Here is a 19,792-nt window from a genome sequence, read left to right as displayed (position 1 = left end):
AGTCTCAGCCCTCCGAAGGAGCGAGGCGCTTCAGCTCCGCCTCGGTCGACTTGAGCAGGTCGTTCCAGGCCGCCTCGAACTTGTCGACGCCCTCGTCCTCAAGAAGCTGCACGACCTCGTCGTACGAGACGCCCACCTTGGCGAGCGCGTCGATGTCGGCCTGCGCCTGCTCGTACCCGCCGCGCACGGTGTCACCCGTGATGTCGGCGTGGTCGGCGGAGGCTTCCAGGGTGGCTTCCGGCATGGTGTTGACCGTGTTCGGCGCGACCAGCTGCTCGACGTACAGCGTGTCCTTGAGCTCCGGGTCCTTCACGCCGGTGGAGGCCCACAGCGGACGCTGCTTGTTGGCGCCGGCCTTCTCCAGGGCGGCCCAGCGGTCCGAGGAGAAGACCTCCTCGTACGCCTGGTAGGCCAGGCGGGCGTTGGCGAGCGCCGACTTGCCCTTGAGGGCCTTGGCCTCGTCGGTGCCGACGCCGTCCAGGCGCTTGTCGATCTCGGTGTCCACGCGGGACACGAAGAAGGAGGCCACGGAGTGGATCTTGTCCAGCTCCAGACCCAGCGACTTGGCCTTCTCCAGGCCGGCCAGGTAGGCGTCCATGACCTCGCGGTAGCGCTCCAGCGAGAAGATCAGCGTGACGTTGACGCTGATGCCCTTGCCGATGACCTCGGTGATCGCGGGCAGGCCCGCCTTGGTCGCCGGGATCTTGATGAGCGTGTTCGGGCGGTCCACCAGCCAGGCCAGCTGCTTGGCCTCGGCGACGGTCGCCTTGGTGTTGTGTGCCAGGCGCGGGTCGACCTCGATGGACACCCGGCCGTCCTGGCCGTCGGTGGCGTCGAAGACCGGCCGCAGGATGTCGGCCGCGTCGCGCACGTCCGCAGTGGTGATCATGCGGATGGCTTCCTCGACGGTGACCTTGCGGGCCGCGAGGTCGGAGACCTGCTGCTCGTAGCCGTCACCCGAGGAGATCGCCTTCTGGAAGATCGACGGGTTGGTGGTGACACCCACCACGTGGCTCTGGTCGATCAGCTCGGCGAGGTTGCCGGACGTGATGCGCTTGCGCGACAGGTCGTCCAGCCAGATCGCAACGCCTTCGTCGGAAAGGCGCTTGAGTGCGTCTGTCATGGGAATTGCATCTCCTACTTGTCGTCTATGGGCGTCAGCGCGCGGCGGCGTCGATCGATTCCCGCGCGGCGGCGGCCACGTTCTCGGGCGTGAAGCCGAACTCGCGGAAGAGGACCTTGCCGTCGGCCGAGGCACCGAAGTGCTCCAGCGAGACGATGCGGCCGGCGTCGCCCACGTACTTGTGCCAGGTCAGGCCGATGCCCGCCTCGACGGCCACGCGAGCCTTGACGGCCGGCGGCAGGACGGAGTCCTTGTACGCCTGGTCCTGCTCCTCGAACCACTCCACGCACGGCATCGAGACGACGCGCGTCGGGACGCCGGCGGCCTGCAGCTGCTCACGCGCCTCGACCGCGAGGTGCACCTCGGAACCGGTGGCGATCAGCACCGCCTGCGGCTCGCCGCCCTCGGCGTCGAACAGGACGTAACCGCCCTTGGCGACGCCCTCGGCGTTGGGCTCGTACGTCGGCACGCCCTGGCGGGTCAGCGCGAGGCCGTGCGGGGCGCCCTTGCCGAACTCCTTGGTCCAGCGCTTGTTGATCTCGGCCCAGGCCAGCGCGGTCTCGTTGGCGTCCGCGGGGCGGACGACGTTGAGGCCGGGGATGGCGCGCAGCGAGGCCAGGTGCTCCACCGGCTGGTGGGTCGGGCCGTCCTCGCCCAGACCGATCGAGTCGTGCGTCCACACGTACGTGACCGGCAGGTGCATCAGGGCGGACAGGCGCACGGCGTTGCGCATGTAGTCGGAGAACACCAGGAAGGTGCCGCCGTAGATGCGGGTGTTGCCGTGCAGCGCGATGCCGTTCATCTCCGCGGCCATGGAGTGCTCACGGATACCGAAGTGGATCGTGCGGCCGTACGGGTCGGCCTCCGGCAGCGGGTTGCCCACCGGCAGGAACGAGGAGTTCTTGTCGATGGTGGTGTTGTTCGAGCCGGCGAGGTCGGCGGAGCCGCCCCACAGCTCGGGGATGACCTCGCCCAGCGCCTGCAGGACCTTGCCGGAGGCGGCACGGGTGGCCACCGCCTTGCCGGTCTCGAAGCAGGGCAGCTGGTCCTCCCAGCCGGCCGGCAGCTTGCCGGCGCGGATGCGCTCGAACTCCTGCGCGCGCTCGGGGTTGGCGGTCCGCCACTCGCCGAAGGACTTCTCCCACTCGGTCTTGGCGTCACGGGCGCGGTCGGCCAGCGCACGGGTGTGCGACAGGACCTCGTCGGAGACCTCGAAGTCCTTCTCGGGGTCGAAGCCGAGGACGCGCTTGGTGGCCGCGACCTCCTCGCCGCCGAGCGCCGAGCCGTGCGCGGCCTCGGTGTTCTGGGCGTTGGGGGCCGGCCAGGCGATGATCGAGCGCATCGCGATGAAGGACGGGCGCTCGGTCTCGGCCTTGGCCGCCTCGATCGCCGCGTACAGCGCCTCGGGGTCGAGGTCGCCGTTCTCCTTCGGCTCCACGCGCTGGACGTGCCAGCCGTACGCCTCGTACCGCTTGACCGTGTCCTCGGAGATCGCGGTCTCGGTGTCGCCCTCGATCGAGATGTGGTTGTCGTCCCACAGCATGATCAGGTTGCCGAGCTTCTGGTGCCCGGCCATCGAGGACGCCTCGGCGGAGATGCCCTCCTGGAGGCAGCCGTCGCCGGCGATGGCGTAGATGTGGTGGTCGAACGGCGAGGTGCCGGGGGCGGCCTCGGGGTCGAACAGGCCGCGCTCGTACCGGGCGGCCATCGCCATGCCCACTGCGTTGGCCACGCCCTGGCCCAGCGGGCCGGTGGTGGTCTCGACACCCACGGTGTGGCCGTACTCCGGGTGGCCCGGGGTCTTGGAGCCCCAGGTGCGGAAGGCCTTCAGGTCATCCAGCTCCAGGCCGAAACCGGCGAGGTAGAGCTGGATGTAGAGGGTCAGGGACGAGTGGCCGGCGGACAGCACGAACCGGTCACGGCCGGTCCAGTCCGGGTCGGCGGGGTCGTGCCGCATGACCTTCTGGAAGAGGGTGTAGGCGGCAGGCGCCAGGCTCATGGCCGTGCCCGGGTGGCCGTTACCGACCTTCTGCACGGCGTCTGCGGCCAGAACGCGGACGGTATCGACAGCCCGCTGGTCCAATTCGGTCCACTCAAGACCTGTGGTGGTCGGCTTGGTGCTCACCCTGGGTCAGGGCTCCTCTCCACATGTCGAATGCCGGGGGCCGGAAATGCCCTCGGACGCTGTCGAGCCTACCTTCGCGGGAGCCGCATTTTTCCGCCGGAACCCCGCTTGCCGCCGCCTGCAACACATGAGTTTTCAGGACCCCGAACGAGCGCCCGAATGAGCAGGTGAACGCCCAGGAGACAGCGGGTGCGGACGCTGGGTTCAGACTGCCGTCCGACGCCCCCTTTCGCCCGCCGAACGTCCGCGTGTCCGGGCACTCGGACGCGGTTCCTCCCGGCCGGTGCCGCGCCAACACGAACCCACCCCCGCGAAGATCGCGCTATCCCCAACGTCTAGAGTGGCGTGGTACGCGCAAGTCTTCACCGGGCCTTCACTGCCCGAATGTGCTTGCTGGCCTTTATCTCCGCGGCGCCAGCCGCAGAAGTTACTTCCAGGGGTGTGCGTGACGGCCGTCGAATCCCGTCCTGCGGGGGCGCTCTCGGGGAGCCCAGGGAGTTCCGGTCCCAGCGACCGGCCGTTCGGGGCCCGGGTCAAGGCATTCGTGGCGCTCACCAAGCCGCGGATCATTGAGCTGCTGCTCATCACCACCGTTCCGGTGATGTTCCTCGCCGAACAGGGCGTGCCCGACCTGACGCTGGTGCTCCTCACCTGCGTCGGCGGCTACCTCTCGGCCGGCGGTGCCAACGCGCTGAACATGTACATCGACCGCGACATCGACGCGCTGATGGACCGTACTTCGCAGCGGCCGCTGGTCACCGGCATGGTGAGCCCGCGCGAGTGCCTGGTCTTCGGCATCTCGCTCGCGGTCATCTCCACGCTGCTCTTCGGACTGACCGTCAACTGGCTCTCGGCCTGGCTCTCTCTGGGCGCGCTGCTGTTCTACGTGGTCGTCTACACGATGATCCTGAAGCGCCGCACCTCGCAGAACATCGTGTGGGGCGGTATCGCGGGCTGTCTGCCGGTCCTCATCGGCTGGTCGTCGGTGACCAACTCGATGTCCTGGGCGCCGATCATCCTCTTCCTGGTGATGTTCTTCTGGACGCCGCCGCACTACTGGCCGCTGTCCATGAAGGTCAAGGAGGACTACGCGCGCGTGGGCGTGCCGATGCTCCCCGTCCTCGCCTCGAACAAGGTGGTCGCGCGGCAGATCGTGCTCTACAGCTGGGTGATGGTCGGCGTGTCGCTGCTGCTGCAGCCGCTGGGCTACACCGGCTGGTTCTACACGGTGGTCGCGGTCCTGTGCGGTGCCTTCTGGCTGAAGGAGGCGCACGGCCTGCAGGCCCGCGCCAAGGCCGAGATCACGGGCGCCAAGCTCAAGGAGATGCGGCTCTTCCACTGGTCGATCACGTACGTGTCGCTGCTCTTCGTGGCCGTGGCGGTCGACCCCTTCCTGCGCTGAGCCTCCGCTTTCTGCACTGAGCCTCCGCGGTACATACGGGCGCTGCCCGCCGCGCTTCTCGAAGGCCGCCGTGACCGATCCCATACGGGAGGTCACGGCGGCCTTCTTCCGTGCGGTGTTTACCGCTCGGTAGCATGCGGCCATGTCAGAGACCACGCAGGCGGACGAGCGGCTGGACAAGCGCTCCGAGAAGCAGGCCGCCAAGCTCGCCCGGGAGATGCAGGCCTTCGCCAGGAGCCACGGCGGCAGCGCCGAGGGCCAGTTGGCGCACATAGGCCGGGGGCAGACGCGGATCGCCCTGGTCGGCGCCAACGGCGAGTGGGGCAACCTCGTCGCCCGCTCGTACGAAGCCGCCAAGAAGGGCGCCGAGAAGGCCGGCATCACCCTGCACGACGACTTCGACGGCGAGCTGGCCGCCAAGGTGCGCACCGGGCGCTACGAGTGGTCGCGGATGGCGGGCCTTCAGGTGGGCGGGCCGTCCAACGATTGACGGCGCACGCCGCCGCAGGTGCGAAAAGCCCGCCGGCCACGGTCCTCGGACCGTGGCCGGCGGGCTTTTGCGGTGAAACCGGCGGGCTTTTGCGTGAAGGGGGCCGGGAGGGGCCTCAGACCGTCGTGGCGGCCTTGGGAGCGTCCGTCGGCTCCCGGTCCCCGGCGGGGGCCGGAACGGCCGCCAGCGGGCCGCGCTCGCGCAGCGAGAGGAAGACCCGCAGCACGCAGATCCACACCAGCGTCGAGCCGAGCATGTGCAGGCCCACGACCAGCTCCGGCAGGCCGGTGAAGTACTGCACGTAGCCGATGACGCCCTGGAGGGCGAGGCAGCCGAAGAGCTCCAGCACCATGCGCCGGGGCGCGGCCGGCGCCTTCACGGCACGCAGCGTGAACCACAGGGCGACGCTCAGGCCGACCACGATGTACACGAAGTCCACGTGCAGCTGGGTGATCTCCTGCCAGTCCACCGGGATGCGGTGCACCTTGCGCGCGTCACCGGCGTGCGGGCCGGCGCCCGTGACGACCGTACCGATCACGGTCAGCGCGGCGGTGGAGAGCACCAGCAGCCAGGAGAGCTGGCGGACCGGCCGGGCGACCAGGTCGCGCGGCTCGTCGTCACCCTCGGAGGCGCGCCGCCAGGAGATCACGGCCACCGTGAGCAGCCCGGTCGACAGCAGGAAGTGCGAGCTGACGATGTACGGGTTCAGCCCGGTCAGCACGGTGATGCCGCCGACCACGGCGTTGCCCATGACGATCCAGAACTGGGCCCAGCCCAGCCGGGTGAGCGAGCGGCGCCGGGGGTGCCGGGCGCGGGCGGCGATGATGAAGAGGCCGACGACCGCGCACAGCACGTAGGTGAGCAGGCGGTTGCCGAACTCGATGATGCCGTTGATGCCCATCTCGTGGGTCGGCGTGAGGCTGCCGGGGGTGCACTGGGGCCACGTGGAGCAGCCCAGGCCCGACTGGGTGAGCCGGACCGCGCCGCCGGTCACGACGATGACGACGGCCATGACGACCGTGGCGAGCGCGGCACGTCGCACGAAGGCAGCCGACGGCTGCCAGCGACGGGCGATCTGCTCCAGGGGATTCAGCGAATTCGGCACGGGTTCATGCTATGCGGAGGCTTGTGCGGATTTTCACGAGGGGGTCCGGGTACGTGGCCTCGGGTCACTCTCCAGTGGCCTCGGCTCACTCCTCGGCTCACTCCCAGCGGAAGAACTTCCCCGCGGCGCCCAGCCCGAGCACCGTCCAGACGGCCAGGATGCCGAGGTCGGCCCAGGGGAGCCCCGCGCCGTGCTGGAGGACGTCGCGCAGCCCGTCCGAGAGCGCCGAGATCGGCAGCAGCTGCAGTACGGACTGCAGGGCGCCGGGGAACTTCTCCAGCGGGACGATGACGCCGCCGCCGACCAGCAGAAGCAGGAAGACCAGGTTGGCCGCGGCGAGCGTGGCCTCGGCCTTGAGCGTGCCGGCCATGAGGAGGCCGAGCCCGGAGAAGGCCGCGGTACCGAGGATCAGCAGCAGCACGACCCATACGGGGTTGCCGTGCGGCGACCAGCCGAGCGCGAAGGCGACCACGGTCAGCAGCACGATCTGCAGGACCTCCGTGACCAGCACGGAGCAGGTCTTGGCGGTCATCAGCGCCCAGCGGGGGAGCGGCGAGGCGCCGAGCCGCTTGAGGACTCCGTAGCGCCGCTCGAATCCGGTGGCGATGGCCTGCCCGGTGAAGGCGGTGGACATCACGGCGAGCGCGAGGATGCCCGGGGCCAGGAAGTCCACGGACTTGCCCTTGCCGGTGTCGACGATGTCCACGGCGGAGAACAGCACCAGGAGGAGCGTCGGGATGACGACGGTGAGCAGCAGCTGCTCCCCGTTGCGCAGCAGCATCTTCGTCTCAAGAAGGGCCTGCGCGCGGATCATCCGGGAGAGCGGCGCCGCGCCCGGCTTCGGGGTGAACACACCCGTGGTCGCACTCGGGGTCGCACTCATGCGCGCAGCTCCTTACCCGTGAGCTCCAGGAAGACGTCCTCCAGGGTGTGCCGCTCGACCGCTATGCGGTCCGGCAGCACGCCGTTCTGCGCGCACCAGGAGGTGACGGTGGCCAGCAGCTGCGGGTCGATCGTGCCGGTGACCCGGTACGCGCCGGGCGTCAGCTCGGCCGCCGCGCAGTCGGCCGGCAGCGCCTTCAGGAGCGAGGCGAGGTCCAGGCCCGGCCGCCCGGTGAAGCGCAGGGTGTTCTCCGCGCCCCCCTTGCACAGCGACTCGGGGCTCCCCTGGGCGATGACCCGGCCCCCGTCGATGATCGCGACATCGTCGGCGAGCTGCTCGGCCTCGTCCATGAAGTGCGTGGTCAGTACGACGCTGACGCCGTCCGTACGGAGCTCGCGTACGAGGTCCCACGTGGCGCGGCGGGCCTGCGGGTCCAGGCCCGCGGTCGGCTCGTCCAGGAAGACCAGCTCGGGGCGGCCGACGACGGCCATGGCCAGCGCCAGGCGCTGCTGCTGGCCGCCGGAGAGCCGCCGGTAGGTCGTCCGGCCGCAGGACCCCAGGCCCAGCCGCTCGATCAGGACGTCCACGTCGACGGGGTGGGCGTGCAGCGAGGCGGTGTGCCGCAGCATTTCCTCGGCGCGCGCACCCGCGTACACGCCACCCGACTGCAGCATCACGCCGATACGGGGGCGCAGCGCCGCGGCGTCGGCGACGGGATCCAGGCCGAGGACGCGGACGGTGCCGACGTCGGCGCGGCGGTAGCCCTCGCAGGTCTCGACGGTGGTGGTCTTCCCGGCGCCGTTCGGGCCGAGGACGGCGGTGACGGTGCCGCGGGCGACGGTGAGGTCCAGGCCGTCCACGGCGGTTTTGCTGCCGTACCGCTTGACCAGGCCCGTGACCTCGACGGCGGGCTCGCGCCCGGGGGTCCGGGGAACGTCCCCCGGGGAGGTGCTGCGCATGACCCGCAGTCTACGAAGGAGCGCCCCTCGGCTCCCACGGGGGCTCCCGCGTACCCGATGCGTACCCGGCGCGTACCCGGCGCGAGGCGGCCTTGCACTTAGGCTCCCCTAAGTGATAGAGGCCACCACGGCCGCGCCCCGGCGAGGCTTGTCCTGGTCTGAAGAATTACGCAACAATGTCGTTGTGAAATACGCGAGCGAGGACCGACAGGTACCCGCGGCCACTCCGGCCGCCGGGCCGGTGACCTCCGCCTCTGCGCAGGTCACCGCCCAGGACGAGGCGCACGGCACGCGAAATCGCGTGGCGCGCTCCATCCTGGACCACGGCCCGTCCACCGCCGCCGAGCTGGCGCTCCGGCTGGAGCTGACCCAGGCCGCCGTCCGCCGCCACCTCGACGCCCTCCAGGCCGAGGGTGTCGTCGAGCCCCGCGAGAAGCGGGTGTACGGCACGCGCTCCCGGGGCCGCCCCGCCAAGGCTTTCGCGCTGACCGACTGCGGCCGGGACGCCTTCGACCAGGCATACGACAGCCTGGCCTCCGACGCGCTGCGCTGGATCGCGCAGGCCGCGGGCGGCGGCGAGCGCGGCGAGGCCGCGGTTGCCGAGTTCGCCCGCGCCCGACTGGAGGCCCAGGCGGCCGAGTACCGCTCGGCGATCGAGGCCGCGTCCCCCGAGGAGCGCACGGCAGCCCTTGCGAAGGCATTGACCGCCGACGGGTACGCTGCTACGGCGCGCAGCGCCCCCCATCTGCAACAAGGTGAGCAGCTCTGCCAGCACCACTGCCCGGTCGCCCATGTGGCCGAGCAGTTCCCTCAGCTGTGCGAGGCGGAGACCGAGGTCTTCTCGCGCCTGCTCGGGACCCATGTGCAGCGTCTTGCCACCATCGCCCACGGCGACGGTGTCTGCACGACCTTCGTACCCAAGGCGACAGCCCAGGGCACCCCCAAGGCCCAGGGCCCTCCCAGGGCGGCGAAGGCCACCGGCAAGGCCGACCACCGCACCACAAAGACCACCACAGCATCTGCAAGCACGGCCGGGAGGAACCCCGCATGACGCTCCCCACGGAGACTGCTCACCCTGAGCTCGAGGGTCTGGGCAAGTACGAATACGGCTGGGCCGACTCCGACGTCGCCGGCGCTTCCGCCAAGCGCGGCCTCTCCGAGGACGTCGTCCGCGACATCTCGGCGAAGAAGAACGAGCCGGAGTGGATGCTCAAGCTTCGTCTCAAGGGCCTGAAGCTGTTCGACAAGAAGCCCATGCCGAACTGGGGCTCGGACCTCTCCGGCATCGACTTCGACAACATCAAGTACTTCGTCCGCTCCACCGAGCAGCAGGCTGCCAGCTGGGAGGAGCTGCCGGAGGACATCAAGAACACCTACGACAAGCTCGGCATCCCGGAGGCGGAGAAGCAGCGCCTGGTCGCCGGCGTCGCCGCGCAGTACGAGTCCGAGGTCGTCTACCACCAGATCCGCGAGGACCTGGAGGAGCAGGGCGTCCTGTTCCTGGACACCGACACCGCGCTCAAGGAGCACCCGGAGCTCTTCAAGGAGTACTTCGGCACGGTGATCCCGGCGGGTGACAACAAGTTCGCCTCGCTGAACACCGCGGTGTGGTCCGGCGGCTCGTTCATCTACGTGCCCCCGGGCGTGCACGTCGACATCCCGCTGCAGGCCTACTTCCGGATCAACACCGAGAACATGGGCCAGTTCGAGCGGACGCTGATCATCGTCGACGAGGACGCCTACGTCCACTACGTCGAAGGCTGCACGGCGCCGATCTACAAGTCGGACTCGCTGCACTCCGCCGTCGTGGAGATCATCGTGAAGAAGGGCGGCCGCTGCCGCTACACGACGATCCAGAACTGGTCGAACAACGTCTACAACCTGGTCACCAAGCGTGCCGTGGCCTACGAGGGCGCGACCATGGAGTGGGTCGACGGCAACCTCGGCTCCAAGGTCACGATGAAGTACCCGGCCGTCTACCTGATGGGCGAGCACGCCAAGGGCGAGACGCTGTCCATCGCCTTCGCGGGCGAGGGCCAGCACCAGGACGCCGGCGCCAAGATGGTCCACATGGCCCCGAACACCTCCTCCAACATCGTCTCCAAGTCGGTGGCGCGAGGCGGCGGCCGGACCTCGTACCGCGGTCTGATCGAGATCGGCGAGGGTGCCGAGGGCGCCAAGTCCAACGTGCTCTGTGACGCCCTGCTGGTGGACACGATCTCCCGCTCGGACACGTACCCCTACGTGGACGTCCGCGAGGACGACGTGTCCATGGGCCACGAGGCGACCGTCTCCAAGGTCAGCGACGACCAGCTCTTCTACCTGATGAGCCGCGGCCTCTCCGAGGACGAGGCCATGGCGATGATCGTGCGCGGCTTCGTCGAGCCCATCGCCCGTGAGCTGCCCATGGAGTACGCGCTGGAGCTCAACCGGCTGATCGAGCTGCAGATGGAGGGCGCGGTCGGCTGACCGAAGCCGCCCCCGGGCCGGGTCCGCGGACCCGGCCCACCCCCGCCGCAGCAAAATTCTTGATCCAGAAAGCGAGCACTACGACAGCCATGGCTGAGGCTCAGAACATCCCGGCGGGCTCCACCACCGCCGGCTCGATCGCGGTGGCCGCGGAGTCCACCGTCGCCACCCGGATGAGCGCCCCGCCGTCCTACGACGTGGCGGACTTCCCCGTGCCGCACGGCCGCGAGGAGGAGTGGCGCTTCACGCCGCTGGAGCGCCTGAAGGGCCTCCACGACGGCACCGCCACCGCCACCGGCGGCGTCTCGGTCGAGATCACCGCGCCCGAGGGCGTGACGGTCGAGACCGCGGGCCGCGACGACGCGCGGGTCGGCAAGGCCGGCACGCCCATCGACCGGGTCGCGGCGCAGGCGTACAGCTCCTTCGAGAAGGCGTCCGTGGTCTCCGTGCCCAAGGAGACCGTGCTGGACGAGCCGATCCGCATCGCCGTCCGCGGCGAGGGCGGCGTCGCCTACGGCCACCAGGTCATCGAGCTCGGAGCCTTCGCCGAGGCCGTCGTCGTCATCGACCACACCGGTGACGCCACGCTCGCCGCCAACGTCGACTACCTCCTCGGCGACGGCGCCAAGCTGACCGTCGTCTCGGTCCAGGACTGGGACGACGCCGCGGTCCACGCCGGCCAGCACAACGCCCTGGTCGGCCGGGACGCCTCCTTCAAGTCCGTGATCGTCACCTTCGGCGGCGACCTGGTCCGGCTGAACCCGCGCGTGACCTACGCCGGTCCCGGTGGCGAGGCCGAGTTCTACGGCCTGTACTTCACCGACAACGGCCAGCACCAGGAGCACCGTCTCTTCGTCGACCACGAGGCGACCAACTGCCGCTCCAACGTCGTCTACAAGGGCGCTCTGCAGGGCCAGGACGCGCACGCCGTCTGGATCGGCGACGTCCTGATCCGCGCCGCGGCCACCGGTACGGACACCTACGAGCTCAACCGCAACCTCGTCCTCACGGACGGCGCGCGGGTGGACTCGGTGCCGAACCTGGAGATCGAGACCGGCGAGATCGTCGGCGCCGGCCACGCCTCGGCGACCGGCCGCTTCGACGACGAGCAGCTGTTCTACCTGATGGCCCGCGGCATCCCCGCCGACGAGGCCCGTCGCCTGGTGGTCCGCGGCTTCTTCGCCGAGCTGGTCCAGCAGATCGGCCTGCCGGACGTCGAGGAGCGCCTCCTCGCCAAGATCGATGCCGAGCTGGAGGCGTCCGTAGCATGACCGCCACCTTCGTACGAGCCTGTGGGCTGAGCGAGCTCGAAGACGACACGCCCAAGCGCGTCGAGCTCGACGGCACCCCGGTCTCGATCGTCCGCACCGAGGGCGAGGTGTTCGCGATCAACGACATCTGCTCGCACGCGAACGTCTCCCTCTCGGAGGGCGAGGTGGAGGACTGCTCCATCGAGTGCTGGCTGCACGGCTCCAGCTTCGACCTCCGCACCGGCAAGCCGTCCGGCCTTCCCGCGACGCAGCCCGTCCCCGTATACCCCGTAAAGATCGAAGGGGACGACGTGCTCGTCTCCGTATCCCAGGAGTCCTGAGTTCCCCATGGCAACGCTTGAGATTCACGACCTGCACGTCTCCGTCGAGGCCGAGAACGGCCCGCGCGAGATCCTGAAGGGCGTCGACCTGACCGTGAAGCAGGGCGAGACGCACGCCATCATGGGCCCCAACGGCTCCGGCAAGTCCACCCTCGCGTACTCCCTCGCGGGTCACCCCAAGTACACGATCACCGGCGGCACCGTCACCCTCGACGGCGAGGACGTCCTGGAGATGTCCGTCGACGAGCGCGCCCGCGCCGGCGTCTTCCTCGCCATGCAGTACCCGGTCGAGGTCCCCGGCGTCTCCGTCTCCAACTTCCTGCGCACCTCCGCCACCGCCGTCCGCGGCGAGGCCCCCAAGCTGCGGACGTGGGTCAAGGAGGTCAAGGAGGCCATGGAGCGCCTGTCCATGGACCCCGCCTTCGCGGAGCGCAACGTCAACGAGGGCTTCTCCGGCGGTGAGAAGAAGCGCCACGAGATCCTCCAGCTGGAGCTGCTCAAGCCGAAGATCGCGATCCTCGACGAGACCGACTCCGGCCTGGACGTCGACGCGCTGCGCGTCGTCTCCGAGGGCGTCAACCGCGTGCGCGAGTCCGGTGAGGTCGGCACCCTGCTGATCACCCACTACACCCGGATTCTCCGCTACATCAAGCCCGACCACGTCCACGTCTTCGCCAACGGCCGTATTGCCGAGTCCGGCGGCCCGGAGCTGGCGGACAAGCTGGAGGCCGAGGGCTACGAGGCATACGTGAAGGGTGGCGCAACCGCGTGACACAGCTGCCGGGCCTCCTCGACACAGAGGCGATCCGTAAGGACTTCCCGATCCTGGGCCGCGAGGTCCACGAAGGGAAGAAGCTCGTCTACCTGGACAGCGCCGCGACCTCGCAGACGCCCAGCCAGGTCATCGACGTGCTGAGCGAGTACTACGAACGCTACAACGCCAATGTCCACCGCGGCGTGCACGTGCTCGCCGAGGAGGCCACGGCGCTGTACGAAGGTGCTCGCGACAAGGTCGCCGAGTTCATCAACGCACCGAGCCGCGACGAGGTGATCTTCACCAAGAACGCCTCGGAGTCGCTCAACCTCGTCGCGAACATGCTGGGCTGGGCCGACGAGCCCTACCGCGTGGACCACGAGACCGAGATCGTCATCACGGAGATGGAGCACCACTCCAACATCGTGCCGTGGCAGCTGCTCTCGCAGCGCACGGGCGCGAAGCTGAAGTGGTTCGGGCTGACCGAGGACGGCCGGCTCGACCTCTCCAACATCGACGAGATCATCACCGAGAAGACCAAGGTCGTCTCGCTGACCCTGGTCTCCAACCTCATGGGCACGGTCAACCCGGTCGAGGCGATCGTCCGCAAGGCGCAGGACGTCGGCGCGCTCGTCGTCTTCGACGCCTCGCAGGCCGCGCCGCACATGCCGCTGGACGTCCAGGCGCTCCAGGCCGACTTCGTGGCCTTCACCGGCCACAAGATGTGCGGCCCGACCGGCATCGGCGTCCTGTGGGGCCGCCAGGAGCTGCTGGAGGACCTGCCGCCGTTCCTCGGTGGCGGCGAGATGATCGAGACCGTCTCGATGAGCTCCTCCACCTACGCCCCGGCGCCGCACAAGTTCGAGGCCGGTACGCCCCCGATCGCCCAGGCCGTCGGCCTCGGCGCGGCGGTGGACTACCTCAACTCCATCGGCATGGAGCGGATCGCCGAGCACGAGCACGTACTCACCGAGTACGCCGTCAAGCGGCTGCTGGAGGTCCCCGACCTGCGGATCATCGGCCCCACCACGGCCGAGGACCGCGGCGCCGCGATCTCCTTCACGCTCGGTGACATCCACCCCCACGACGTGGGACAGGTGCTCGACGAGGAGGGCATCGCGGTCCGCGTCGGCCACCACTGCGCCCGCCCGGTCTGCCTGCGGTACGGAATTCCTGCGACGACACGAGCGTCGTTCTATCTGTACTCCACCCCGGCCGAGGTCGACGCCCTGGTCGCCGGCCTGGAGCACGTCCGTAATTTCTTCGGATGAGGACGAGGACTGACTGACCCGTGAAGCTGGATTCCATGTACCAGGACGTCATCCTGGACCACTACAAGCACCCGCACGGCCGGGGCTTGCGGGACGGCGACGCCGAGGTGCATCACGTCAACCCGACCTGTGGCGACGAGATCACCCTGCGCGTCCGCCTGGACGGCGCGACCATTGAAGACGTGTCGTACGAGGGCCAGGGCTGCTCCATCAGCCAGGCCAGCGCGTCCGTCCTCAATGAACTCCTGGTCGGCAAGGAGCTCGGCGAGGCGCAGCAGATCCAGGAGACCTTCCTGGAGCTGATGCAGTCCAAGGGCCAGATCGAGCCCGACGACGCCATGGAGGAGGTGCTGGAGGACGCGGTCGCGTTCGCCGGCGTCTCCAAGTACCCCGCTCGCGTCAAGTGCGCCCTCCTGAGCTGGATGGCGTGGAAGGACGCGACCGCCAAAGCCCTCTCCGAGGAGGCGAAGACCGCATGACCGAGAACGCAAGCGCCGCGGAGACCGCTGAGGCGCCCGCCGCGGCCCTCAAGCCGGCCACCGAGGAAGAGGTCCGCGAGGCCCTGTACGACGTCGTCGACCCCGAGCTGGGCATCGACGTCGTCAACCTCGGCCTGATCTACGGCATCCACATCGACGACGCCAACATCGCCACCATCGACATGACGCTCACCTCGGCGGCCTGCCCGCTGACCGACGTCATCGAGGACCAGGCGAAGTCCGCCACGGACGGCATCGTCAACGAGCTGCGGATCAACTGGGTCTGGATGCCCCCGTGGGGCCCGGACAAGATCACCGACGACGGCCGCGAGCAGCTGCGCGCGCTGGGCTTCAACGTCTGAGACGCCCCGTCGACCGGCTTTTCGGCCGTGCCCGCCAGGAAAATCTGGCGGGCACGGCCGTTTTTTCGTGCCTCGCCCCTCGCTTTGTGTACGGCCGTACGCATCGTTGTGTACGCTCGTACGCATGGCCTATCTGACGCTCGGCGCGGCGATACTGGTGGAGGTGCTCGCCACCACCGCGATGAAGTACAGCGAGGGGTTCACGAAGCTGTGGCCCTCGCTCGGGACCGCGGCGGGGTATCTGGTGGCCTTTGTGCTGCTCGCGCAGACGCTGAAGACGATGAGCGTGGGGACCACGTACGCCATCTGGTCGGGGGCCGGGACCGCCGTGATCGCGGCGATCGGGATGCTGTTCCTCGGGGAGGCGGCGAACGCGGCGCGGCTGATCGGGATCGCGCTGATCATCGGTGGCGTGGTGCTGCTGAACCTCGGCGGGGCGGCGCACTGATGCCGCGGCGCTACGACCCGGAGCGGCGGCAGCGGATCATCGACGCGGCGATCCGGGTGGCCGAGGAGCGCGGCATCGGGGCGCTCAGCCACCGTGTGGTGGCCGCGGCGGCGGACGTGCCGCTGGGCTCCACGACGTACCACTTCGCGTCGCTGGACGACCTGCTGGTGGCCGCGCTGCGCCAGGTGTGCGGCGAGTCCGGCACCACGGTGGAGGGCTGGACGGAGTACCTGGAGCGGGACGCGCCGCTCGCGGACCGGATCGCCGACCTGCTGGCCGCGTACATGGACGAGAGCCGCAGCGGCCGGGTGCGGATGGAGTACGAGCTGTACCTCGCGGCGCTGCGGCGGCCCGCGCTGAGCCCGGTGGCCGCCGAGTGGCTGGACAGCACGCTGGAGGTGCTGGCCCGGTACACCGACCCCGGTACGGCGCGCACGCTCTCCGCGCTGATCGACGGGATGCTGCTGCAGTCGTTGCTCACCGGCCGGCCGTTCGACCGTGACGAGGTGCGGGCGGAGGTGGCGCGGGTGGTCGGCGAGGAGCCCGTACTGGGCGGTCGCTCGTCTGACCGTTGAGACCGGTTCGCCAGGCCGGGGGCGCGCCGGTTAGGTTTTCCGCATGACCGAAGCAGCAGCCTCCTCCCGTACGACCGGCGCCGTCGCCGCCGGACTCGCCACCGTCACCGCCGACGGCACCGTCCTGGACACCTGGTTCCCGGCGCCCGAGCTCGTCGCCGAGCCCGGCCCGGCCGGCACCGAGCGGCTGACCGCCGAGCGCGCCGCCGAACTGCTCGGCGAGGCCGCGCCCAAGGCGCTCGGCCCCGACGCCCGCCGCGGCGTGGAGATCGTGGCCGTGCGCACGGTCATCTCCTCCCTGGACGACAAGCCGCTCGACGCGCACGACGGCTACCTCCGTCTGCACCTGCTCAGCCACCGCCTGGTGCAGCCGAACGGCCAGAACCTCGACGGCCTGTTCGGGCTGCTGGCGAACGTCGCCTGGACGTCGCTCGGCCCGGTCGCCGTGGACCAGCTGGAGACCGTACGGCTGAACGCCCGCGCCGAGGGCCTGCACCTCGCGGTGTACGGCGTCGACAAGTTCCCCCGGATGACGGACTACGTCGCCCCGGCGGGCGTCCGCATCGCCGACGCCGACCGGGTCCGCCTGGGCGCGCACCTCGCGGCCGGCACCACCGTCATGCACGAGGGCTTCGTCAACTTCAACGCCGGCACGCTCGGCACCTCCATGGTCGAGGGCCGGATCAGCCAGGGCGTCGTGGTCGGCAACGGCTCCGACATCGGCGGCGGCGCGTCCACGATGGGCACCCTTTCCGGCGGCGGCAAGGAGCGCATCCGCATCGGCGAGCGCAGCCTGGTCGGCGCGGAGGCCGGTGTGGGCATCGCGCTGGGCGACGAGTGCGTGGTCGAGGCGGGTCTGTACATCACCGCCGGTACCCGTGTGACCATGCCCGACGGCCAGATCGTGAAGGCCGCCGAGCTGTCCGGCGCCGACAACATCCTCTTCCGCCGCAACTCCACCACCGGCGTGGTGGAGGCCCGTCCGAACAACGCGGAGTGGGGCGGCCTGAACGACGTGCTGCACCACAACTGACGCCTACGGCGCGCCGACCGACGGCCCGTGCGGTCCGGAACCCCCGGACCGCACGGGCCGTCGGCGTTGTCAGTGGTGCCCGCTAGGCTTGTCCTATGCGTGATCTTGTGGCGGGGCTGGGTTACTGGGGCAAGGGGCAGCGCTGGGTTGCGCGGCACGGCCGGTGGTGGGGTTTCGGGCTGCTGCCCGCGCTCATCACGCTGGTGCTGTACGCCGGGGTGCTGACCGTCTTCGCCTTCTGGACGGACGACATCGCGGCCTGGGCGACGCCCTTCGCCGACGGCTGGGGTTCCCCCTGGCAGGGGCTGCTGCGCGGACTCTTCGTCGCCCTGCTCTTCGCGGGCGGGCTGCTGCTGACCGTGCTCACCTTCACCGCCGTCACGCTGCTGATCGGCGACCCGTTCTACGAGTCGCTCTCCGAGAAGGTGGAGGAGTCCGAGGGGGAGTGCCCGGAGGGGCTCGGTCTCTCGGTGTGGCGGGAGGTGTGGATCGCGCTCAAGGACAGCGTGTACGTCCTGCTGCGCGCGGCCGGCTTCGGCCTGCTCTTCTTCCTGCTCGGCTTCGTGCCGGTCATCGGCCAGACCGTGATCCCGGCCATCGGGTTCTGCGTCTCCGGCTTCTTCCTCACCCTTGAACTGGCCTCGGTGGCCCTGCAGCGCCGCGGGATACCGGTGCGCGAGCGGATGCGCCTGCTCCGCGGCCGCAAGGCCCTCGCCGTCGGCTTCGGCACCCCGCTCGTGCTGCTCTTCCTCGTACCGTTCATCGCCGTGATCCTGATGCCGGGCGCGGTAGCGGGCGCGACCCTGCTGGTACGGGACCTGGTGGCGGAGCCGATACCGGACCAGGGGCCCGAGGGCGGCGCGGGAGAGGCCCCCGCGCCGCACCCCGGATTCACGGCCTGACGCGCAGCACCTGCGGGTCGTGGTCGCTGGCCTGGTCGGCGTATTCGGCGTTGAGGTGGACGATGTCGTAGTCGGCGCGGTTCAGGGCGCGGCTGGTGAGCATGTGGTCCAGGGCCTGGGAGTTGCCGTTGTAGACGTAGCCGTAGCGCTCGGGCTTCGGGAGCCGGTTCACCTGGTCGGTGAGGACGCCGCCCGCGGTGAGCTTCTTCAGCGCCGGGGAGAACTGGTAGTCGTTCAGGTCGCCCGCGACGATCACGGCGGCCTTCGGGTCGACGGCGAGTACGTCCGTCACGAAGCCGTGCACGGCCTCGGCCTGAGCCGTGCGCTGGGCCTCGGACGTGCGGGCCGGCGGCTGGAAGCGGCTGTCCAGGCCCTGGTCGCCGCCCTTGGAGTTGAAGTGGTTGGCGACCACGAAGACCGGCTTGCCGCGGAAGGAGAACTGGCCGGCGAGCGGCTTGCGGCTGTCCTTCCAGGCCGTGTTGGCCGGGTCGATGCGGCCGGGGGAGACGGAGAGCGCCGGCTTGCCGTCCTTGCCCGTGACCTTGACGGGGGTCGTCGCGTCGCCGCCCGCCACGTCCGTGAAGGAGACCCGCTCGGGGTTGAACAGGAAGGCGACGCGGATGTTGCCGCCGGGCTGGCCGCCGTCCTGGTCGTCGGCCGGGTCGATCTGGCGCCACTCGTAGGCGGGGCCGCCCGCCTTCTTGACGGCGTCGGTGAGCTTCTTGAGCGTGGCGCCCGCGCTCACCACCGAGTCGTTCGTGGGCCCGTTGTCGTCCTGGACTTCCTCCAGGGCGACGATGTCGGGGGAGGCGAGATTCTTCACCAGCGCCTCGGCCAGCCGGTCGAACTTGGCCTGCGCGGTCTTCGGCGAGAGGTTCTCCACGTTGTACGTGGCCACCGACAGCTCGTCGGCCGACTGCTTGCGGGTCGTCTCGCGGGCCGGCCCGTGGTCGGCGAGCTTGCCCAGGTCCGTCGCCTCGATCGTGTAGCCGCCGAAGTTGTCGTAGTCCAGCGGCCCGGCGGTGGTGCCGGTCAGCGCGTCGCCGGCATCGGCGACCGGGAACGGCCGCTCGGCGAAGGGGATCAGCGAGGTGACCTTGAGGCGGCCCGCGTTCGGGTCGGCGTACGAGCTGTAGAGCGTGCCGCCGCGCGCGGTGCGGTTGTGGCCGGGCTCGGCGGTCACCCACAGCTCGTGATGCGTGTTCGTGGGGCCGACGACCGGTGCGTCGGAGACCGCGACCCGCATGCCCTCCAGCGACTCGTACCGGTCCAGCGCGTAGCTGCCGGGTCGCAGCTTCAGCGGCTCGATGTTCTTGCCGCCGTTGTCCGGGGCGTATCGATTCGGCACGGAATCGGGGTCCAGCGTGAAGGCCGCGGGGAGACGATTCTTCGCCGAGTTCACCGTCCATTTCGCGCCAGTGATCTCGGTGACGGACTGCAGCCCGGCGTCCTTGCCGCCGGGGTAGTACTCGGTGACCGTGCCGGTCACCTCCACCGCGTCCCCCACGGCGACCTCGGGGGTCTGCTTCCCGGTGAAGACGAAGACGGCCTCGCTGGTGGCCGGGTCGCGGTCCGGCCGCGGGTCCTGGAACCAGAAGCCGCGCGCGGACCCGAAGGACCGTACGGCGGTGACGACGCCCGGCACGCCGGTGACCTGCTTCCCGGCCAGCGGGGATATTCGGGTACCGCCCTGGATGTCATGGATCCTGGCGTCCGCCGCCGAGGCGGACTGCGGGACGGCGAGCAGCCCTGCGGCGAGGGCCGCGGCGGCCGCAGAGGCGAGCGTGAGCGGTCTGCGAAGCGTACGGCGGGACGGCATGG

Annotated in this window: 20 protein-coding genes; 14 read left to right on the top strand and 6 right to left on the bottom strand. The window is 70.0% G+C overall.

From position 1 onward, the window contains the following. Window positions 1–4: 4 nt before the first annotated feature. On the bottom strand, window positions 5–1,123 hold the full coding sequence (gene tal, locus AB0I82_RS07570) for a transaldolase (RefSeq protein WP_363256212.1): 1,119 nt from the start codon (window positions 1,121–1,123) through the stop codon (window positions 5–7). A 34-nt stretch (window positions 1,124–1,157) separates the two neighbouring features. Next, window positions 1,158–3,248: a transketolase gene (gene tkt, locus AB0I82_RS07565; protein ID WP_363256211.1), complete on the bottom strand. Its 2,091-nt coding sequence runs from the start codon at window positions 3,246–3,248 to the stop codon at window positions 1,158–1,160. 439 nt (window positions 3,249–3,687) lie between these two features. Here tkt and AB0I82_RS07560 point away from each other — a divergent pair, with 439 nt between their 5' ends. Both AB0I82_RS07560 and AB0I82_RS07555 read left to right on the top strand, forming a co-directional pair. Further along, window positions 3,688–4,650, top strand: a complete 963-nt coding sequence (locus AB0I82_RS07560; RefSeq protein WP_363256210.1) for a heme o synthase — start codon at window positions 3,688–3,690, stop codon at window positions 4,648–4,650. A gap of 142 nt (window positions 4,651–4,792) precedes the next feature. Continuing rightward, window positions 4,793–5,140, top strand: coding sequence for a hypothetical protein (locus tag AB0I82_RS07555; protein WP_363256209.1), 348 nt, complete (start codon window positions 4,793–4,795; stop codon window positions 5,138–5,140). Window positions 5,141–5,255: 115 nt separating this feature from the next. Here the strand turns inward: AB0I82_RS07555 and AB0I82_RS07550 are convergent, their stop codons facing one another. The 3 genes from AB0I82_RS07550 to AB0I82_RS07540 form a co-directional block, all read right to left on the bottom strand. Next, window positions 5,256–6,245: a COX15/CtaA family protein gene (locus AB0I82_RS07550; RefSeq protein ID WP_363256208.1), complete on the bottom strand. Its 990-nt coding sequence runs from the start codon at window positions 6,243–6,245 to the stop codon at window positions 5,256–5,258. A gap of 97 nt (window positions 6,246–6,342) precedes the next feature. Continuing rightward, window positions 6,343–7,128 carry an ABC transporter permease gene (locus tag AB0I82_RS07545; RefSeq protein ID WP_363256207.1) on the bottom strand — a complete coding sequence of 262 codons (786 nt, stop codon included), beginning with the start codon at window positions 7,126–7,128 and terminating at the stop codon, window positions 6,343–6,345. Continuing rightward, complete coding sequence (locus AB0I82_RS07540; RefSeq protein ID WP_363256206.1) at window positions 7,125–8,087, bottom strand: ABC transporter ATP-binding protein; 963 nt, start codon at window positions 8,085–8,087, stop codon at window positions 7,125–7,127. Before AB0I82_RS07540 ends, AB0I82_RS07545 begins: the two co-directional genes overlap by 4 nt. A 184-nt stretch (window positions 8,088–8,271) precedes the next feature. Between AB0I82_RS07540 and AB0I82_RS07535 the strand changes: the two genes are divergently transcribed. The 12 genes from AB0I82_RS07535 to AB0I82_RS07480 all read left to right on the top strand — a co-directional run bounded on the left by AB0I82_RS07535 (window position 8,272) and on the right by AB0I82_RS07480 (window position 17,971). Further along, the gene (locus AB0I82_RS07535) at window positions 8,272–9,138 is read left to right on the top strand and encodes an ArsR family transcriptional regulator (protein ID WP_363256205.1); all 867 of its coding nucleotides are present in this window, start codon (window positions 8,272–8,274) and stop codon (window positions 9,136–9,138) included. Then, the gene (gene sufB, locus AB0I82_RS07530) at window positions 9,135–10,556 is read left to right on the top strand and encodes a Fe-S cluster assembly protein SufB (RefSeq protein WP_363256203.1); all 1,422 of its coding nucleotides are present in this window, start codon (window positions 9,135–9,137) and stop codon (window positions 10,554–10,556) included. Before AB0I82_RS07535 ends, sufB begins: the two co-directional genes overlap by 4 nt. Window positions 10,557–10,645: 89 nt before the next feature. Beyond that, entirely contained in the window at window positions 10,646–11,827 is a 1,182-nt protein-coding gene (sufD, locus tag AB0I82_RS07525) for a Fe-S cluster assembly protein SufD (RefSeq protein WP_363256202.1), read from the top strand. After that, window positions 11,824–12,147 (top strand): non-heme iron oxygenase ferredoxin subunit, encoded by a 324-nt coding sequence (locus AB0I82_RS07520; protein ID WP_363256201.1) that lies wholly within the window; start codon window positions 11,824–11,826, stop codon window positions 12,145–12,147. The genes sufD and AB0I82_RS07520 overlap by 4 nt, the downstream gene beginning before the upstream one ends. Window positions 12,148–12,154: 7 nt before the next feature. Beyond that, on the top strand, window positions 12,155–12,919 hold the full coding sequence (sufC, locus tag AB0I82_RS07515) for a Fe-S cluster assembly ATPase SufC (RefSeq protein WP_363256200.1): 765 nt from the start codon (window positions 12,155–12,157) through the stop codon (window positions 12,917–12,919). Next, a complete protein-coding gene (locus tag AB0I82_RS07510; RefSeq protein ID WP_363256199.1) occupies window positions 12,916–14,172 on the top strand; it encodes a cysteine desulfurase in 1,257 nt (418 codons plus the stop codon). The genes sufC and AB0I82_RS07510 overlap by 4 nt, the downstream gene beginning before the upstream one ends. A gap of 20 nt (window positions 14,173–14,192) precedes the next feature. Beyond that, window positions 14,193–14,651, top strand: coding sequence for a Fe-S cluster assembly sulfur transfer protein SufU (gene sufU, locus AB0I82_RS07505; RefSeq protein ID WP_030264518.1), 459 nt, complete (start codon window positions 14,193–14,195; stop codon window positions 14,649–14,651). Further along, window positions 14,648–15,013, top strand: coding sequence for a metal-sulfur cluster assembly factor (locus AB0I82_RS07500; protein ID WP_031065217.1), 366 nt, complete (start codon window positions 14,648–14,650; stop codon window positions 15,011–15,013). Before sufU ends, AB0I82_RS07500 begins: the two co-directional genes overlap by 4 nt. Window positions 15,014–15,137: 124 nt before the next feature. Beyond that, window positions 15,138–15,461 carry a multidrug efflux SMR transporter gene (locus AB0I82_RS07495; RefSeq protein WP_363256198.1) on the top strand — a complete coding sequence of 108 codons (324 nt, stop codon included), beginning with the start codon at window positions 15,138–15,140 and terminating at the stop codon, window positions 15,459–15,461. Next, a complete protein-coding gene (locus AB0I82_RS07490; protein WP_363256197.1) occupies window positions 15,461–16,036 on the top strand; it encodes a TetR family transcriptional regulator in 576 nt (191 codons plus the stop codon). The genes AB0I82_RS07495 and AB0I82_RS07490 overlap by 1 nt, the downstream gene beginning before the upstream one ends. Window positions 16,037–16,079: 43 nt before the next feature. Continuing rightward, window positions 16,080–17,069, top strand: a complete 990-nt coding sequence (dapD, locus tag AB0I82_RS07485) for a 2,3,4,5-tetrahydropyridine-2,6-dicarboxylate N-succinyltransferase (RefSeq protein WP_363256196.1) — start codon at window positions 16,080–16,082, stop codon at window positions 17,067–17,069. Window positions 17,070–17,164: 95 nt separating this feature from the next. Then, window positions 17,165–17,971, top strand: coding sequence for an EI24 domain-containing protein (locus AB0I82_RS07480; RefSeq protein ID WP_363256195.1), 807 nt, complete (start codon window positions 17,165–17,167; stop codon window positions 17,969–17,971). On the opposite strand, the gene AB0I82_RS07475 is transcribed toward AB0I82_RS07480, so the two are convergent. Beyond that, window positions 17,961–19,790, bottom strand: coding sequence for an endonuclease/exonuclease/phosphatase family protein (locus AB0I82_RS07475; protein ID WP_363256194.1), 1,830 nt, complete (start codon window positions 19,788–19,790; stop codon window positions 17,961–17,963). The genes AB0I82_RS07480 and AB0I82_RS07475 overlap by 11 nt on opposite strands. Between the last annotated feature and the right edge of the window lie 2 nt (window positions 19,791–19,792).

The organism is Streptomyces sp. NPDC050315 (assembly GCF_040655775.1).
In the GTDB taxonomy this organism is placed as follows: Bacteria; Actinomycetota; Actinomycetes; order Streptomycetales; family Streptomycetaceae; genus Streptomyces.
The sequence above is the reverse complement of the archived record's forward strand: the minus strand, read 5'-3'. Positions and strand labels throughout refer to the sequence as shown.

What these genes read in the sequence shown, in the direction of transcription:
- tal (WP_363256212.1), bottom strand. Translation starts at nt 1,123, where the DNA reads ATGACAGACGCACTCAAGCGCCTTTCCGACGAAGGCGTTGCGATCTGG.
- AB0I82_RS07555 (WP_363256209.1), top strand. Translation starts at nt 4,793, where the DNA reads ATGTCAGAGACCACGCAGGCGGACGAGCGGCTGGACAAGCGCTCCGAG.
- AB0I82_RS07545 (WP_363256207.1), bottom strand. Translation starts at nt 7,128, where the DNA reads ATGAGTGCGACCCCGAGTGCGACCACGGGTGTGTTCACCCCGAAGCCG.
- AB0I82_RS07540 (WP_363256206.1), bottom strand. Translation starts at nt 8,087, where the DNA reads ATGCGCAGCACCTCCCCGGGGGACGTTCCCCGGACCCCCGGGCGCGAG.
- sufB (WP_363256203.1), top strand. Translation starts at nt 9,135, where the DNA reads ATGACGCTCCCCACGGAGACTGCTCACCCTGAGCTCGAGGGTCTGGGC.
- sufD (WP_363256202.1), top strand. Translation starts at nt 10,646, where the DNA reads ATGGCTGAGGCTCAGAACATCCCGGCGGGCTCCACCACCGCCGGCTCG.
- AB0I82_RS07520 (WP_363256201.1), top strand. Translation starts at nt 11,824, where the DNA reads ATGACCGCCACCTTCGTACGAGCCTGTGGGCTGAGCGAGCTCGAAGAC.
- sufC (WP_363256200.1), top strand. Translation starts at nt 12,155, where the DNA reads ATGGCAACGCTTGAGATTCACGACCTGCACGTCTCCGTCGAGGCCGAG.
- AB0I82_RS07500 (WP_031065217.1), top strand. Translation starts at nt 14,648, where the DNA reads ATGACCGAGAACGCAAGCGCCGCGGAGACCGCTGAGGCGCCCGCCGCG.
- AB0I82_RS07495 (WP_363256198.1), top strand. Translation starts at nt 15,138, where the DNA reads ATGGCCTATCTGACGCTCGGCGCGGCGATACTGGTGGAGGTGCTCGCC.
- AB0I82_RS07490 (WP_363256197.1), top strand. Translation starts at nt 15,461, where the DNA reads ATGCCGCGGCGCTACGACCCGGAGCGGCGGCAGCGGATCATCGACGCG.
- dapD (WP_363256196.1), top strand. Translation starts at nt 16,080, where the DNA reads ATGACCGAAGCAGCAGCCTCCTCCCGTACGACCGGCGCCGTCGCCGCC.
- AB0I82_RS07480 (WP_363256195.1), top strand. Translation starts at nt 17,165, where the DNA reads ATGCGTGATCTTGTGGCGGGGCTGGGTTACTGGGGCAAGGGGCAGCGC.
- AB0I82_RS07475 (WP_363256194.1), bottom strand. Translation starts at nt 19,790, where the DNA reads ATGCCGTCCCGCCGTACGCTTCGCAGACCGCTCACGCTCGCCTCTGCG.